Origin of the sequence: Arthrobacter sp. NA-172 (assembly GCF_043952055.1) — a bacterium.
GTDB lineage: Bacteria > Actinomycetota > Actinomycetes > Actinomycetales > Micrococcaceae > Arthrobacter.
Window position 1 is genome coordinate 892,266 of sequence record NZ_JBINOT010000003.1, and the last position, 15,696, is coordinate 907,961.

The window sequence follows — 15,696 nt, forward strand, 5'->3', positions numbered from 1 at the left end:
GGTTCTGGAGGTGACCGGGGTCAGGCAGCTTTGCGGCTGGATGTCATGAGCTTCATGAGGCTCTCCTGGCTGGCTTCGTCCTTGTTAAGCACGCCAGTGATGGAGCCCTCGAAGATGGTGTAGATGCGGTCGGAGAGGCCCAGCAGTTCAGGGAGTTCGGAGGAAATCACAATGACGCCCTTCCCTGGTTGGCCAGCTGCTGGATGATTCCGTAGATCTCGTACTTGGCCCCGACATCGATTCCGCGCGTGGGCTCATCCAGGATGAGGAGATCCGGATCGGTGAACATCCACTTGGCAAGGACCACCTTCTGCTGGTTCCCGCCGGAAAGCTTCGACACGCCTTCCTCCACAGACGGGGTCTTGGTGCGCAGCGACTTCCGGTACTGCTCAGCCACTGCGAATTCCTTGTTGGTGTCGACAACGATTCCCCGGCTGACCTTCTTAAGGTTGGCAGACACCGTGGTGGTCTTGATGTCGTCCAGGAGATTCAGCCCTAGGCTCTTGCGGTCCTCGGTGACGTAACCCAGGCCGGCGTCGATCGCTTGGCGGACGCTGCGCATGGTGATCGGCTTTCCATCCTTGTACACCTGCCCCGAGATGAACCTGCCGTAGGAGTGGCCGAAGACGGAGCGGGCAAGCTCGGTGCGGCCGGCGCCCATCAGTCCGGCGAATCCCACGATTTCGCCGCGGCGGACGTGGAAGTTGGAGCTCTTGCAGACCAGGCGGTCCTGGATCTGCGGATGGCCCACAGTCCAGTCCTTCACCTCGAAGAACACCTCGCCGATCTTCGGCGTGTGGTCGGGGAAACGGGACTCGAGGGTCCGTCCGACCATGCCCTTGATGATCCGGTCCTCGTCCACACCGTCTTCCACAACGTTGAGTGTCTCGATGGACTTGCCATCGCGGATGATGGTGATCTCGTCGGCGATTTGCTCGATCTCGTTGAGCTTGTGGGAAATCATGATGGACGTGATGCCCCGGCCCTTGAGGCCAAGGATGAGGTCAAGCAGGTGCTGGGAGTCCGATTCGTTAAGCGCTGCGGTGGGCTCGTCCAGGATGAGCAGCTTGACGGATTTGTTCAGGGCTTTGGCGATTTCCACCAGCTGCTGCTTGCCGACGCCGATTTCCTTGACGGGGGTATCCGGGTCCTCGCGCAGGCCTACCCTGGCGAGCAGCTCGATTGACCGCTTGCGTGCCTCGGCCCAGTCGATGATGCCGCGCCGGACGGGTTCGTTGCCGAGGAAGATGTTTTCCATGATGGACAGTTCCGGGATCAGTGCGAGTTCCTGGTGGATGATCACGATCCCGGCCTGCTCACTGGCACGGATGTCCTTGAACTGCTGGACTTCAGACTGGTACACGATGTCGCCGGCGTAGCTGCCGTAGGGGTAGACCCCTGAGAGCACCTTCATCAGCGTGGACTTTCCTGCACCGTTTTCGCCGCAGATCGCGTGGATTTCGCCTACCTTGACCCGGAGGCTAACGTCCGAGAGCGCCTTCACGCCGGGAAATTCCTTGGTGATGGACCGCATCTCGAGGAGAACCGGATCCTGGTGCGTTATGGGGGTCGACATACCCTCGCGCCTCCAATGTTTGACGTCGTTGTCGGCTCGGGGATGGCGAGCCTATCTGATGAGAAAGTAAACTGGATCACACCGCTTGTCGTCAAGACTTTAACGCAAGACGGCGATAACAGCGTGGTAACGAATTATTTAGCCCTGCTTGATTCCGGCGTGCTGGAACACCAATGCGGCCGCCCCGAGGGCCTCCGCCCGGGCGCCGAGAGAAGACATTGCCAAGTGCGTTGTCTCGCCGATCACGGGCACTGCATGGCGGACGAGGCCGCGCCTGATCGGGTCCAGGAGGATGTCGCCGAGGCCAGCCAAGGGGCCGCCCACCACGATGACTTCCGGGTTGATGAGATTCGCCACATTGCCCAACGCGCGCCCCACCGCGAGCCCCGCGTCGTCCACCACGCGAAGGGTCGCGGGGTCCCTGGCGAGGGCGTTGCGAACAATGTCCTCGGGCTCGAGGTTCAGCCCCGTGCCTTTGCCGAGCAGCTCGATCATGGTGGTGGTGGAGGCCATGGTTTCCAGGCAGCCCCGGTTGCCGCAGCGGCAGATGGCGCCGTATTCGTGGATGGTCGCATGGCCGATTTCTCCTGTGATTCCTACCGCCCCGTAGTAGGGCGCCCCGTGGATGATGAGGCCCGCGCCGATGCCGGAACCGATCTTCAGGAACATGAGGTTGTTGATTCCGCTGTGGGGTCCCCACGTGACCTCGGATAGTGCGCCCAGGTTGGCATCGTTGTCAACGTAGACAGGCAGATCGAGGGCTTCTTCCAGCCGTTCGAGAATCTGGATCCCCACCCATTCGGGCAGGATGGCACCTTGCGCCACGGTGCCGGAACGGCGGTCGATGGGCCCGGCGATGCCGGCGCCCGCGCCCACTACGGAGCTCCGGTCCACACCGCTTTCGAGCAGCAGCTTGTCGAGAAGCGCGACGGCGGCGATGATGCCTTGTTCGGCGTGGTGGCCAAGGGGCAGAGTGACCGTTTCCTCGACAATGACGTGATAACCCAGCGAGGCCAGGACCACCCGCAGGTGACGCCGGCCAAAATCGATTCCAACAGCCACGGCGCCGTTGCTGTTGAGCCGGACATTTAGGGCCCGCCGGCCGGAGCTGGTGATCGGCTCGGTGGAGACGAGCCCTGCGTCCTGCATGATCTTGACAATGTTGGACACCGTCGCCGTGGAAAGGCCCGTCTGCCTGGCGAGTTCGGCTTGGGTGGAAGGCCCGCTCAACAGGCATTCGATAAGCCGTTGCTGGTTCAAGTGACGCAACGCCGATTGCGAGCCGGGGTTCTTGCGGTGGCTCTTCGTCGAGCTGGATGTTGCAGGCATGACATGAAGCGTGCCTCAAATCACGGTTGCAGTCAAGAAGTTAACACAATATCTGAATCGTGTTCGAAGTGTCCGGGTGCGTTCTGTCCCTCACCGGCTCTGAGCAGGGCCATTTGCCCTGCGGGTCGGAACTATGGCTGGCTAGGCTGGATTCACGAAGAATTTCCGGCACGTCCCCTCGAAGATGCCAGCCGGCGATGCAAAGTGCGATTGAGGTGGTAAAGATGCTGCTGTCTGTCCTGCAGGCCAACGCTGTTGTGCTGGACATCGAAGCCAATCTGAAGACGGTGGACCTGGCAGCGCAACGCGCTGCTGCGGCCGGTGCCGCTCTTCTGCTGACGCCGGAGCTCTTCCCACTGGGGTACGCGCCGCTGAGGATCCATGACGAATTCGATCCCGCCACGCTTCCAAGCATCCGTCAGCGCTTTGCGGACATCGCCAGCACGCACGGAATCGGACTGATCTACAGCGTTCCCGCCCCCGCTGTCGACGGCGGCTGGCACATCTCCGCCACGCTGCTGGATGCTCGCGGTGCCGTGCTGCTTGACTATGCCAAAGTGCATCTCTTTGGCGAGGAAGAACGCAAGGCTTTTTCCGCAGCAGACGCTGCTCCCGCCGTCGTGGACTTCAACGGGGTCAAGACATCGCTGCTCATTTGTTACGACGTCGAATTTCCCGAGTCCGTCCGGGCCGCAGCCACCCGCGGAGCCGAGCTCGTGCTGGTTCCGACTGCCCTTTCCGCGGGCTTCGACTCCGTGCCGCAGGTTCTGATCCGGGCCCGGGCATTGGAAAGCCAGCTCAATGTGGCCTATGCGAACCACAGCGGGAACGAGGACGGGTGTGATTTCCTGGGCGGAAGCGTTGTTGCGGGTCCGGACGGTTCCTTGTTGGCCGCGGCTGGAGACGGGCCGGCGTTGCTGTTCGCCGAGATCTCCACGGAAGCCGTGCGCGAGGCCCGCGAAGAGGTGCCGTACCTGCGCGAACGGCGGCCGGAGCTCTACCGCGGATGGGAGGACTCGGCGCGGAAAGGTTGAGTCTCCGGTTCCCGTCTTCATGATTCCCTCAGGGCTATGGCAGCCGACTTGTTAACCGAAGCTAATGAAATTTATATGTTCGTCTATGTCCGATAAGACAACATGCAAGTATTGTTAGATGCGAGAGGAGCAGCCTTGGTCGACGAGACAGCAGAGCAGCTTGGGGAACATTTTAAGCAGTGGCGGATTGTGCTTGGCCTCAGCCAGGAACTAGCTGCGGACAGGGCGAACCTCTCCATGCCCACATTGCGCCGTATTGAACGCGGGGACACTGGCGTCCGGCTGGGGAGCGTGCTCGCTCTCATGGAAGTGCTCAACCTCACCGAACAATTCATCCAGTCGAGCGACCCTCTGAGTACGGACCTGGGCCGTGCCCGCGCGCACCTGCTTGGTCGCCAGCGCGCCCGGAGGAGCCAATGAGCCACGAAGTATGGATTGACGACGTTCAGGCCGGGAACTTCTCAGTCGATGTGCGCCCAGGATTCCAGAAACCCTCGATGACGTTCACCTACCTTGATGAATGGCTTTCGGATTCTCGCGCATTCCCGATCTCCCCGGACCTTCCACTGAAGCGTGGCCCCCACACTCCTGCGAGTCACAGAACCACCTTCCTCGCCTTCGACGACGCCGCCCCGGACAGCTGGGGCCGGAACCTCCTAGACGCTGGGTTGCGTAAGAGAGCCCGTACCGAGGGCGCACGGTTTGTTTCGCCGTCTGAGATTGAGTTGCTGCTCGCCGTCGACGATGAGACCCGTCAAGGAGCACTGCGGTTCCGTAAGAGCGGAACCTTCCTGGCCGACGAGCATTTGAGTGCTGCCATCCACGAGATCCCGAAGCTGGTGGACGCCGCCCAACGGTTTACCGAGAGCGGTGAGATCGACGAGGCGGTCACTGAACTCATTGGAGTTGGCTCCTCACCCGGCGGCGCCCAGCCCAAGGCGTGGGTGCGCGATGACAGCGGCGAGATGCATCTGGCCAAGTTCCCGCGCAACTCGGACACGACAGACGTTTCGGCTTGGGAACTCGCTACGATCCGGATGCAACGCCGGGCCGGGATCCACGTGCAGGAATCATCGACCGTCTCCCTAGGCGCGAGCAGGTCGGTGCTTCTTACCCGAAGGTTCGACAGGGATGCCGGACACCGGATCCCCTACATGAGCTTCCGCAGTGCATTCGCTCTGGGCCAGCACGAACATCCTGACTACGCCACTCTCGCCCGAAGGGTGGCCACGGTTTCCGCGAACCCGTCTGCCGATGCCGCCGAGCTCTTCTCGAGGGCGGCGTTTATCGCGATGGCCAACAACATTGACGACCACATGCGCAACCACGGCCTCCTGCATCGCGGCAACGGATGGCGGCTCGCTCCATCGTTCGACGTGAACCCTTCAAGAACCGGACGCTCCGACACTCCGCTCACTCCTGAGGATGACCCAGGGGACCGGGACGTGAGGCTGCTCGTCAAGCACTCCGAGGACTTCAGGCTGACCAGGCCAGAGGCAATCCAGCGCATCCGGACCATTGATGCGGCCTTGTCGCACTGGCGTGAGGAAGCCATGGCTGCCGGTGTCGAGCCGGACGCCCTGGAATTCATGGCGAAGGCGTTCGAGGGTGAGCACCGGGACCGCGCCGCCGATGTTCGCGACAGCAGCCCGACAATGATCGATCTGGCGTCAGGTCGGCCGTCCTCGGTACCCGGCGAAGTCTGGGTTCGTCCGCACAGCAGGAATGGACGGCTCATCGACGGACATTTTCGGCGCCGCTCACAATGAATCTTCGTATGATGTTCCGCTCGAATCGAACACGGTGTGGACGCCAAAGTGACGGCCGGGAATCGCCGCAGGCTAGACACCCGGACCGTCGGGTCGGGGCAACCCGCCCACCAGCCCGTCCGTGTACTGCAGCGCGATCCAGAGTTCGGCCCGCACTTGGGCCTGGCTCAGGTCGGTGTCCAGCAGTTCGGCCAGGACGCCGATTTGCCGGCGCACGCTGTTCCGATGCAGCCCCAGCAGTTTGGCGGAGGCGTCCCAGCTGCCATTCTCGCTCAACCATCCACGAAGGACAGCTAGCAGCGGATCGCGACGTTCGGCGTCGAGCGCTAGCACTGGTTCAAGAAGCCGCGCGGCCAACATGGACCCGGCCTCGCGTCCGAGGAGTCCGGTGACGGACCACGTCACCTCGTCGACGCGGGCGCTCTTACCGCTCGACTGCACGCGGCTGCGGAGCGATGTGGCGCGCTGGTAGGCCGCGGCCAGCCCGGTCAGTTCCGTGGGATCCCCGATGACCAGCCGCCAACCGAGCTTTTCGATGTCCGCCAGCAGTGAGTCTTCAACCTTGAGCCGGGTAATCGCGGCGAAACCGTAATCGGTGATTTCCACCAGTTTCGAGTCGAAGAGGCGGCGCCATTGCAATAACTCGCGCACCGGGCTGTCTCCGGCAGGCCATTCAGGCGAGTCCACTTTGATGCCTTGCACCACACGCAGGGGAGCGGAGCGGGTGGAAGAAAGGCTTTGGGCCAGCAGATCCTTGAGCCCGTTGACGTGCCGCGTGCTGCCGGTGGAGAGGCTTTCCGGGTGGAGGAGCAAAGCCGTAGCCAGTTGGCTCGGCGCGAGCGAGCCGCTGGTCCGTTGCCGGACGAGCAACTCGAGCAGCCCCACCACGGACTGCACCACGCTGTTCTGAGCGGGAGCGAGCGCAACGTCCGATCCCAGGATCAGGGCGCCGAGGTTCGCATCCTTGGTGCTCCGCAGTGGGTGGCCGAAAACCATCGCGGAACCCGGCTGCTCAAACCCGTCCACTTCAACCCGCGGCCCGCTCCCTGAAAGTAGCCGTTCCAGCATGGGCTCCAGCAGTGAATGCTCGACGCCGGTGCTGCCGCCGGCAGCGTGGGCGCGTGCACGGACCCGCCCGTCTGCTCCGACGAGGAGTGCCCAGACAGGCGCCTTTTGGACCAAAGCCGCGAGCAGTTCGTGTTCCGGCCGAGGGGAGAGGACTGCACGCATGAGTTGCCTGTTGGTGTCCGCGAGTTGGCGGAAGACCTTCGCGTTGTCCGACTCCAGGAGCTGGGAGAACTGCAGTCCGATCGCGGCGAACGGGATGGACTCGGGGATCTCGATCAAAGTGAGCTTGTGCCTGCGGCACGCTGTGAGCAGCTCGGACGGGACGGTGTCGAAATACGGCTTGATCCCGAATCCCAGGGCTGCCACCTTGGCCCCCACCAGCCGCTTGACGTATGCGTCGACGTGCCTCGCTGAACCGCCGTCCCCCAGGAAGGGGAGCCCCGAAGTAAGCAAGAACTCCCCTTCCGGCAGGTAGGGGGTGGGATCGTCCAGTTCGCTAGGTTCAACCCAGCGCAACAGCTCCGCGCCGCTGCCGCCGTCGTGGAGTATTTCCAACTCGGGCGGCAGCTGGTTCAGGAACTGCTCAAGCGTGACGAAACTCAGGCGGCTGGGGGTCGGCTCAGGCGACATCGCTCGGTGCCTCCGTGACTTCCTCGTAGTCCGGGCACTCGTAGGCGCTGCTTCGGTACACCCGGGGGAGCCGTGGTGCGATCCGGTTGATGATCTCGTCGCCATGGCTACCGATCGCCGCGCCCCAATCGTCCGCGCTCGCCGCCCCTCCTGCCGGATCGCCGAAGAGGAGGGCCGTGTGGCCAACCTCGACCCCGGAGGCGTCCGGGCCCAGGTCCACCATGAATTGGTCCATGCAGACCTTGCCGATCACAGGGACCTTCCGCCCGGCGATTTGGACCACACTCCGGCCGCTGATGCCCTTGGGGATGCCGTCGGCGTAGCCCAAGGGGATGAGCCCGAGGTAGCGCGGTTCGTGCGTGATGGCCTGGTGTTCGTAACTGACACCTGTCCCCGCCGGAACCTTCTTGACCATGACGAGCGGTGCGGTAACGCTCAGGGCGGGGCGCAGTCCGAAGTCGGCAGGGTTCAGGTGATCGGCCGGAGCCAGCCCATAGATGGCGAGGCCGGCGCGGACCATGTCGAAGTGGAATTCTGGCCGGTCCAGGATGTTGGCCGAGCTGGATACGTGCCGCAGTTGCGGGTTCAGGCCGGCGTCGCGGGCTTCCCGCACAGCGTCCTCAAACTCAGCCACGGCTGCGGCGTTGCCGGGGTGGGCAGGGACATCGGCCCACGCCAAGTGCGTCCAGATGCCGCGGACTAGAACCGTGCCGTCTTGTTCGGCCATGCGCGCCTGGGCCACAAGTTCGGGCCAGTCCTCCTTGCGGGCCCCACCACGGCTGAGGCCGCTGTCCAGTTCCAAGTGCACGACGGCGGGACGGCCCAACTGCCTCGCGATCCCGGCCAGGACCTCAAGTTGGCCGACGCTCCCAAGCGAAACGTCGACGTCGTTCTCAAGTGCTTCACGAATGGTTGCGCTGGTCTGGGATGCCAGATACAGCCATGACAATACGGGTACGGTGATCCCGGCCCTGCGAAGCGCGATGGCTTCGCTCAGCTGTGCGGTTCCCAACCAGTCAGCCCCGGCTTCTATGGCCGTGCGGGCAACCTCCACGAGGCCGTGCCCGTAGGCGTTCCCTTTCACGACGGCCATGAAATGGGGTGCGTCGGTGCGCCTTCTCAGTGCTTTGATGTTGTCCGAAATCGCAGACAGGTCAACGTTGACCTGCCCCGAAAGCGTCGCTTCCGGTGGGGTTTCTGATTGTGCAATACGTCTCATGGTTGATCACTATAGGTCATTTTGCACCTCATTGAGAGCTGGCTCACAGGCTTACGGTGGACACGGGAAACCGCAACTACTCTGAAGGGACGTCAACGGTGACTGTGCCTACAACCACCCAAGTCAAGCCAACCCACGCCGCACAGGCTAATCGCCGCCCGGGACTCGGTTCGCAGCTGCTGCGCCGCAAGCCGATCGGGCAAATGGTCAGCGAAGCCGGAACCAGCCAGGGCGGAACGCCCCTGGTCCGCAGCTTCGGCGTCCTCCAGCTGACCATGATCAGCGTCGGCGCCACGCTGGGCACCGGGATCCTGGTGATCCTCGGCGAATCCGTGCCGCTAGCTGGCCCTGCGGTCTGGATTTCCTTCGTCGTGGCCGGCCTGGCTGCCCTGTTCTCGGCCGTGTCCTACGCCGAAATGGCAGGACTCGTACCGGTAGCCGGATCCAGCTACTCCTACTCCTACGCCACGATGGGCGAGGGCATGGCCTGGATCTGTGGCTGGTGCCTCGTCCTCGAATACGCGGTCTCCGTGGCCGCCGTCGCTGTCGGTGCAGGGCAGTACGTGAACGAAACCCTCGCCGCGTTCGGGCAGTTCCTGCCGGACTCGATGTCTCAGCCACCGGGCAGCGGCGGCGTGGTCAACATCCCGGCCATGCTGATTGTGGTGCTCGCTATGATCCTGCTGGTACGCGGTGCCAAGGAAAGCGCGTGGATCAACACGGCGATTGTCACCATCAAGATTGTCATCCTGCTGTTCTTCTGCGCGGTTGCCTTCACCGCGTTCAACGCCGGGAACTTCGAACCGCTCATGCCCATGGGTGCCGCCGGTGTCTCGGCCGCTGCATCCCGGGTCTTCTTCTCCTACATCGGTTTCGACGCCGCCTCCACCGCCGGCGAAGAAGCCCGCAACCCCAAGCGCGACCTGCCGCGGGCCATCCTGCTCTCCATGGTGATCGTGACCAGCATTTACGTCCTGGTTGCCGTGGCAGCCATCGGCGCACGCCCGTGGGAATGGTTCGGAGGGACTCAGGCCGCACTGGTCCAGATCCTTGAGGAAACCACCCACCAGCCCTGGATCGCGCTCGTCTTCTCCATCGGTGCCGTGCTCGCCATCGCCAGCATTGTGCTGACGGTCCTCTATGGACAGACCCGCATCCTGCTCTCCATGTCCCGCGACGGACTGGTCCCGGAGGTCTTCGGCCGCATCTCTCCGCGAACCGGCACCCCGGTGGCCGGAACGCTCATCGTGGGCACCGCCGTCGCACTCACCGCGGGGCTCGTTCCGCTCGGCGCGCTGGCAGACGCCACCAGCATCGGCACGCTCTTTGCGTTTGCGCTGGTCAACGTCGCCGTGATCTACCTGCAGCGCAACCGCCCGGAGCTCAAGCGCAGCTTCCGCGTGCCGCTCTACCCCATCACTCCTGTCCTCGGCACACTCATGTGCGCCTACCTGATGGCCAACCTGGGGCTGACACCTGGGTGGTGTTCGGCGGGTGGATGCTCGTGGGGATCGCACTCTACTTCGGCTACGGACGCCGGAACTCCAAGGTAGCGGCCCTGACCGAACAGGAATACCGTGAACTATCCGCAAGGGTCGCTGACCCGGAAATTGTGAAGGCAGAACTTTCATGACCATCGCCACCGAATTGCCCATGGAACCCACCCCCCGCACGGGTGCTTCTGGGGCAACGCCGGCCGACGCGCCTATCACCATGCTGAACCCGGACTTCCCGTTCAGCTACGATCACTTCCTCGCCCACCCGGACGGCCTGGGGGTTGTTCCGCAGGAGCTGTACGGGACCGAGGTGGCCGTGATCGGCGCCGGCCTGTCGGGACTCGTCACGGCCTACGAGCTCATGAAGCTCGGGCTGCGGCCCGTGGTCTACGAAGCCGACCAGATCGGCGGGCGGTTGCGCACCGCGAGCTTCCCCTCAGCCCCGGGAGTCATCGCGGACCTCGGCGGCATGCGGTTCCCGGTGTCCGGCAAGGCGTTCTACCACTACGTGGATCTCCTCGGCCTGGATACCCAGGAATTCCCCAACCCGCTCGCCCCGGCAACATCCAGTACGGTGATCGAGCTGGCCGGGCAGAGGCACTACGCGGAAACCTCGGCGGATTTGCCGGAGTTCTTCCACGAGGTTGCCGCGGCTTGGAAGGCCGCAGTGAATGACGGAGCTGCTTTCCGGGAAATGCAGGAGGCCATCCGCGCCCGCGACACCACCCGGATCAAGGAATTGTGGAACGAACTGCTCCCGCTCCTGGACGAGCAGACCTTCTATGGCTTCATCGCGGCAAGCACATCCTTCAAGGAAGCCGGATTCGCGCACCGCGAGGCCTTCGGGCAAGTCGGTTTCGGCACCGGCGGCTGGGACACCGACTTCCCCAACTCGATCCTGGAGATCCTGCGCGTCGTCTATACCGATGCGGATGACCAGCACAGGCTCATCACCGGGGGAGCGCAACGGCTCCCCGAGGCACTCTGGCACCACGCGCCGTCGGGCATGGCTCACTGGCCCGAAGGCACCTCGCTGGCGTCGTTGCACTCCGGTTCCCCGCGCGGAGCCGTGGACCGCATCGAGCGCGGCAGCAACGGCGACCTCATGGTGCGCGAGCGCTGGGGCCGCGAAACCGGCTATCCCGCCGTCGTGACTACATGCCAGTCCTGGTTGCTGTCCACCCGCATCCACACCCAGGAATCGTTGTTCCCGGCCGAACTGTGGACCGCGATCGAGCGCTCGCACTACATGCAGTCGTCAAAGACCTTCGTCATGGTGGACCGGCCGTTCTGGAAGGACATTGACCCCGAAACGGGCCGCGAAATGCTGTCCATGACCCTGACGGACCGGCTGAACCGGGCGACTTACCTGCTCGACGACGGCCCGGACAAGCCCGCAGTCATCCTGCTGTCCTACACGTGGAACGACGACGCCCTCAAGTGGCTCGCCCTCAGCGCCGAGGAACGCGTCAAGCTCATGCTGCACTCGCTGGAGCAGATCTACCCGGGTGTGGACATCGCCAGCCACATTGTCGGCCAGCCCATCACGGTCTCATGGGAGGCCGATCCCAACTTCATGGGCGCCTTCAAGGCCAATCTGCCAGGGCACTACCGCTACCAGCAGCGCCTGTTCACGCACTTCAAGCAGGGCAAGCTGCCCGAGAGCCAGCGCGGGATCTTCCTTGCCGGCGACGATGTCTCGTTCACTGCTGGCTGGGCCGAAGGCGCAGTTACCACCGGGCTCAACGCCGTGTGGGGTGTGGTGAACCACCTCGGCGGTTCTTCCGTTCCGGGTAACCCGGGCCCTGGCGAGCTGCTGGACGAGTTGGGGCCGATCAGCCTGGACTAGCTGTCTGGACCGGTTATCCGGCGTGCATTTCCCGGTGCGCCGCGGCGAGCTCGCGGTAATGCACGGCGTTGCGCTTCACGCCGTCGAGCTCTTCTTCGCTCAGTTCGCGGCGCACTTTGGCGGGCACTCCGGCGACCAGTGAGCGCGGCGGGATGACTGTGCCTTCGAGCACCACTGCGCCAGCTGCCACGAGCGAACCGGTACCGATCACGGCGCCGTTCAGGATGGTGGCGCTCATGCCGATAAGGCAGTCGTCCTCCACAGTGCACCCGTGTACGACGGCGCTGTGCCCGACGCTGACGCGCTCGCCGACAGTGCAGGGGAATCCGGGGTCCGCGTGCAGGACCACGTTGTCCTGGAGGTTGGTGCCGGCGCCGACGCTGATGGCGGCGGTGTCTGCCCGGACGGACACGCCGTAGAAAGCGCTGGAGTCTTCGCCCAGGGTGGCCTTGCCGATGATGGACGCAGAGGGTGCCACGAAGGCAGTGTCATGGATGACCGGGGTGTCCCCGGCAAAGGTGTAAACGGGAGCCATGTGGCAAGCCTAGAACACGCCGGCCCTGCCGGGCGTTCGGAGGACCAGGAACTGATAGTGCTGGACCCAATTACCCGCCCCCGGTCCGGACTCGGCTCCGTTACCTTCCGGCCAGGCCTCGAAGTGTTCCACAGCGCCATGTGCCTCGAAGATCCGCCTCACGGACAAATCGCTCCGGCGGCTGAAGAACCGCCGGGGTTCGTCCAGGCCCTCCGGGTTGAAGACCTCTTCATCGTCACCGGACCAGAGTCCGACGGCGATTGGCGCACCAGCCGTGCTGACCCGCACGAGTTCGCTGACGACGTCGTGGATTCCGCTATTGGGTACATGAAGGAGCGTGCTCATGGTCCAAACCGCCGAAAAGGCACCGTCAGGAAAGGGCAGGTTCCGGCCGCTGGCCACGCTGGCGTCGAGCCTATTCCCGCGGGCGACGTGGATGCTCTCCTCGGACAGGTCCACTCCTGTGTAGTGCAGGCCTGCGCGGACGAACTCCAATCCTTCGACGCCGGTCCCGCAGCCTAGTTCGAACAACGAATGCCTGTGCTCCTCCTTGAGGAGGCGGATGAACCATTCGCGGCACTCCACCCGACGCGGCGTCATGGCCCGGGTGTTCTCGGTCGAGGCCTGCCGGTCGTAGAAAGCGGCGAGGTCCGCTTCATGGCTCGCGGGTTCGTCTCCGAATGCCCTGGTGAAGCCGTCCATGCACCCAGCGTAGAACACCCAACTGGCTGGCAGTAGATGTCGTCATGGGCGCCCAAAACGACATTAAATGCGTGTCAGTTGGGCCAGCGGGAGCGCTAGTTGAAGACCACCGTGCGGGTGCCGTCGAGCAGGACGCGGTGCTCGGCATGCCACTGCACGGCCTGGGCAAGCGTGCGTCCCTCGACGTCGCGGCCCATCTGCACGAATTGCTCAGCGGTGCGGGCGTGGTTCACGCGGATGACTTCCTGTTCGATGATGGGACCCTCGTCCATGGTCCGCCGTGACGTAGTGCGCGGTGGCGCCGATGATCTTCACGCCCCGCGCATGTGCCTGGTGGTACGGCTTGGCGCCCTTGAAGGAGGGCAGGAAGGAGTGATGGATATTGATGGCCTTGCCGTTGAGCTCGGTGCATAGCTCGTTGGAGAGGACCTGCATGTAGCGTGCCAGGACGGTCAGCTCGATGCCGTGCTTGTGGATGAGCTCAAGGAGCTTCGCCTCGGCTTGGGGTTTGGTTTCCCGCGTGACGGGGATGTGGTGGAAGGGAATGCCGTAGAACTCGGCCAGCCCTTCGAGCTCCCGGTGGTTGGACACGATGGCCGGCACCTCGATGGGGAGGATCCCGGAACGTTGCTGGAAGAGCAAATCGTTGAGGCAGTGCGCGTCCTTGGATCCCAGGATCAAGGTACGGACTTTCTGTCCCACCGGGTTGATCTGCCATGTCATGCCGAACGCTTCCGCCACCGGTGCCAGCGCCGAGCTCAGCTCGGACTGGGCCGAGGAGGTAGTGGCTTCCACCCGCATGAAGAAGTTTCCCGTGCTGGGGCTGCCGTATTGCTGGGAATCGGCAATATTGCATCCAGCCTCCAGCAGGGCGCCGGCAACGGCGTGCACAATTCCAGTGCGGTCCGGGCAGGACAGAGTTACAACAAAAGACGTAGGCAGGGTGGAGTCAGTCACACGGTCAAGCCTACCGTCGCGCACCTGTTGTACTGTTTAAGTCGTCGCGACTGGCGTTGGGTGGTGTACCACCAGGGAGCGGCATTGATGAAGACCACGGATCGTACGCCTGGGCCGAGGGTCACGTTTTACTGTCGCTGTGCCATGCCCCGTAATCAAAGGCATGGAAAAAACCCAGCCGGTAGCCTGACCTGTAGAAATACCCGTTGTCTATCCAGGAGATCTTCGTGACCACCACCACCATCACCTCCGCGACCATCAGCAACCAACCGCTCGCCGAGCTCGACCCCGAGATCGCAGCGGTTCTGGACCAGGAACTCGGCCGCCAGCGCGGCACCCTGGAAATGATCGCTTCCGAGAACTTTGCGCCCCGCGCCGTCATGGAGGCGCAGGGGTCGGTCCTGACCAACAAGTACGCCGAAGGCTACCCGGGCCGCCGCTACTACGGTGGCTGCGAATACGTGGACGTCGCCGAGCAGCTCGCCATCGACCGCGTCAAGGCACTCTTCGGCGCCGAGTACGCCAATGTCCAGCCGCACTCGGGTGCGCAGGCCAACGCCGCAGCCCTGTCCGCCATGATCACTCCCGGCGACAAGATCCTCGGCCTTTCCCTGGCCCACGGTGGCCACCTGACCCACGGCATGAAGCTCAACTTCTCCGGAAAGCTCTACAACGTAGCTGCCTACCAGGTCGAAGAAGACAACTTCCGCGTGGACATGGACAAGCTCCGGGAACAGGCCATCGCCGAGAAGCCGCAGGTGATCATCGCCGGCTGGTCCGCCTACCCTCGGCACCTCGACTTCGAGGCCTTCCGTTCCATCGCCGACGAGGTTGGCGCGCTCCTCTGGACGGACATGGCCCACTTTGCGGGCCTCGTCGCAGCAGGCCTGCACCCGAGCCCGGTGCCGCACTCCGACGTCGTCACCTCCACGGTACACAAGACACTGGCGGGACCGCGTTCCGGCGTGATCCTCGCCAAGCAGGAATGGGCTAAGAAGCTCAACTCCAACGTGTTCCCGGGCCAGCAGGGCGGCCCGCTCATGCACGTGATCGCCGCCAAGGCCGTTGCTTTCAAGATCGCTGCCGGCGAGGAATTCAAGGAGCGCCAGGAGCGCGTCCTCGAAGGCGCCAAGATCATCGCGGATCGCCTCAACCAGGCCGATGTCGCTGAAGCCGGCATTTCCGTTTTGACCGGCGGCACCGACGTCCACCTGGTCCTCGTGGACCTGCGCAACTCGCAGCTGGACGGCCAGCAGGCCGAAGACCTCCTGCACTCCGTGGGCATCACCGTCAACCGCAACGCCGTGCCGTTCGACCCCCGTCCGCCGATGGTCACCTCCGGCCTGCGCATCGGTACACCGGCCCTGGCTACCCGCGGCTTCGGTGCTACCGAGTTCACCGAGGTTGCCGAGATCATCGCTTCCGCGCTGAAGTCCGGCTCCGCCGGCAGCGTCGATATTAATGCCCTCCAGGCCCGCGTTGACAAGCTCGCCGCCGACTTCCCGCTGTACCCGCAGCACGAGCAGTGGTAA

At 63.8% G+C, this 15,696-nt stretch carries 10 protein-coding genes and 3 pseudogenes; 6 read left to right on the plus strand and 7 right to left on the minus strand.

What is annotated here, in order from left to right:
- Positions 1-20: 20 nt before the first annotated feature.
- Both mmsA and ACF0H6_RS18290 read right to left on the minus strand, forming a co-directional pair.
- Positions 21-1,576 (minus strand): annotated as a pseudogene (mmsA, locus tag ACF0H6_RS18285) (multiple monosaccharide ABC transporter ATP-binding protein).
- 138 nt (positions 1,577-1,714) lie between these two features.
- Complete coding sequence (locus tag ACF0H6_RS18290) at positions 1,715-2,905, minus strand: ROK family transcriptional regulator (RefSeq protein ID WP_395250907.1); 1,191 nt, start codon at positions 2,903-2,905, stop codon at positions 1,715-1,717.
- Positions 2,906-3,129: 224 nt separating this feature from the next.
- On the opposite strand from ACF0H6_RS18290, the gene ACF0H6_RS18295 reads away from it, so the two are divergent.
- From ACF0H6_RS18295 to ACF0H6_RS18305, 3 genes are all read left to right on the plus strand, one after another.
- Positions 3,130-3,939, plus strand: coding sequence for a nitrilase-related carbon-nitrogen hydrolase (locus ACF0H6_RS18295; RefSeq protein ID WP_395250908.1), 810 nt, complete (start codon positions 3,130-3,132; stop codon positions 3,937-3,939).
- A gap of 135 nt (positions 3,940-4,074) precedes the next feature.
- The gene (locus ACF0H6_RS18300; protein WP_395250909.1) at positions 4,075-4,359 is read left to right on the plus strand and encodes a helix-turn-helix domain-containing protein; all 285 of its coding nucleotides are present in this window, start codon (positions 4,075-4,077) and stop codon (positions 4,357-4,359) included.
- A complete protein-coding gene (locus ACF0H6_RS18305; RefSeq protein WP_395250910.1) occupies positions 4,356-5,708 on the plus strand; it encodes a type II toxin-antitoxin system HipA family toxin in 1,353 nt (450 codons plus the stop codon). The genes ACF0H6_RS18300 and ACF0H6_RS18305 overlap by 4 nt, the downstream gene beginning before the upstream one ends.
- Before the next feature lie 72 nt (positions 5,709-5,780).
- On the opposite strand, the gene ACF0H6_RS18310 is transcribed toward ACF0H6_RS18305, so the two are convergent.
- Complete coding sequence (locus ACF0H6_RS18310) at positions 5,781-7,406, minus strand: PucR family transcriptional regulator (RefSeq protein WP_395250911.1); 1,626 nt, start codon at positions 7,404-7,406, stop codon at positions 5,781-5,783.
- Positions 7,396-8,625: an alanine racemase gene (gene alr / locus ACF0H6_RS18315; RefSeq protein ID WP_395250912.1), complete on the minus strand. Its 1,230-nt coding sequence runs from the start codon at positions 8,623-8,625 to the stop codon at positions 7,396-7,398. Before alr ends, ACF0H6_RS18310 begins: the two co-directional genes overlap by 11 nt.
- Positions 8,626-8,828: 203 nt before the next feature.
- On the opposite strand from alr, the pseudogene ACF0H6_RS18320 reads away from it, so the two are divergent.
- A pseudogene (locus ACF0H6_RS18320) lies at positions 8,829-10,258 on the plus strand (amino acid permease).
- Complete coding sequence (locus tag ACF0H6_RS18325) at positions 10,255-11,970, plus strand: FAD-dependent oxidoreductase (RefSeq protein WP_395250913.1); 1,716 nt, start codon at positions 10,255-10,257, stop codon at positions 11,968-11,970. The pseudogene ACF0H6_RS18320 and the gene ACF0H6_RS18325 overlap by 4 nt, the downstream one beginning before the upstream one ends.
- Positions 11,971-11,983: 13 nt before the next feature.
- Here ACF0H6_RS18325 and ACF0H6_RS18330 read toward each other — a convergent pair whose 3' ends face one another.
- The 3 genes and pseudogenes from ACF0H6_RS18330 to purU all read right to left on the minus strand — a co-directional run bounded on the left by ACF0H6_RS18330 (position 11,984) and on the right by purU (position 14,164).
- Positions 11,984-12,505 (minus strand): gamma carbonic anhydrase family protein, encoded by a 522-nt coding sequence (locus tag ACF0H6_RS18330; RefSeq protein WP_395250914.1) that lies wholly within the window; start codon positions 12,503-12,505, stop codon positions 11,984-11,986.
- 9 nt (positions 12,506-12,514) lie between these two features.
- Positions 12,515-13,207: a class I SAM-dependent methyltransferase gene (locus ACF0H6_RS18335; protein WP_395250915.1), complete on the minus strand. Its 693-nt coding sequence runs from the start codon at positions 13,205-13,207 to the stop codon at positions 12,515-12,517.
- Positions 13,208-13,302: 95 nt separating this feature from the next.
- A pseudogene (gene purU / locus ACF0H6_RS18340) lies at positions 13,303-14,164 on the minus strand (formyltetrahydrofolate deformylase).
- Between the two features lie 212 nt (positions 14,165-14,376).
- Between purU and glyA the strand changes: the two are divergent.
- Positions 14,377-15,696 carry a serine hydroxymethyltransferase gene (gene glyA, locus ACF0H6_RS18345; RefSeq protein ID WP_395251356.1) on the plus strand — a complete coding sequence of 440 codons (1,320 nt, stop codon included), beginning with the start codon at positions 14,377-14,379 and terminating at the stop codon, positions 15,694-15,696.

Coding starts and splice junctions, on each gene's coding strand:
- ACF0H6_RS18290 (WP_395250907.1), bottom strand. CDS start 2,905: ATGCCTGCAACATCCAGCTCGACGAAGAGCCACCGCAAGAACCCCGGC.
- ACF0H6_RS18310 (WP_395250911.1), bottom strand. CDS start 7,406: ATGTCGCCTGAGCCGACCCCCAGCCGCCTGAGTTTCGTCACGCTTGAG.
- ACF0H6_RS18325 (WP_395250913.1), top strand. CDS start 10,255: ATGACCATCGCCACCGAATTGCCCATGGAACCCACCCCCCGCACGGGT.
- ACF0H6_RS18295 (WP_395250908.1), top strand. CDS start 3,130: ATGCTGCTGTCTGTCCTGCAGGCCAACGCTGTTGTGCTGGACATCGAA.
- ACF0H6_RS18330 (WP_395250914.1), bottom strand. CDS start 12,505: ATGGCTCCCGTTTACACCTTTGCCGGGGACACCCCGGTCATCCATGAC.
- alr (WP_395250912.1), bottom strand. CDS start 8,625: ATGAGACGTATTGCACAATCAGAAACCCCACCGGAAGCGACGCTTTCG.
- ACF0H6_RS18305 (WP_395250910.1), top strand. CDS start 4,356: ATGAGCCACGAAGTATGGATTGACGACGTTCAGGCCGGGAACTTCTCA.
- ACF0H6_RS18335 (WP_395250915.1), bottom strand. CDS start 13,207: ATGGACGGCTTCACCAGGGCATTCGGAGACGAACCCGCGAGCCATGAA.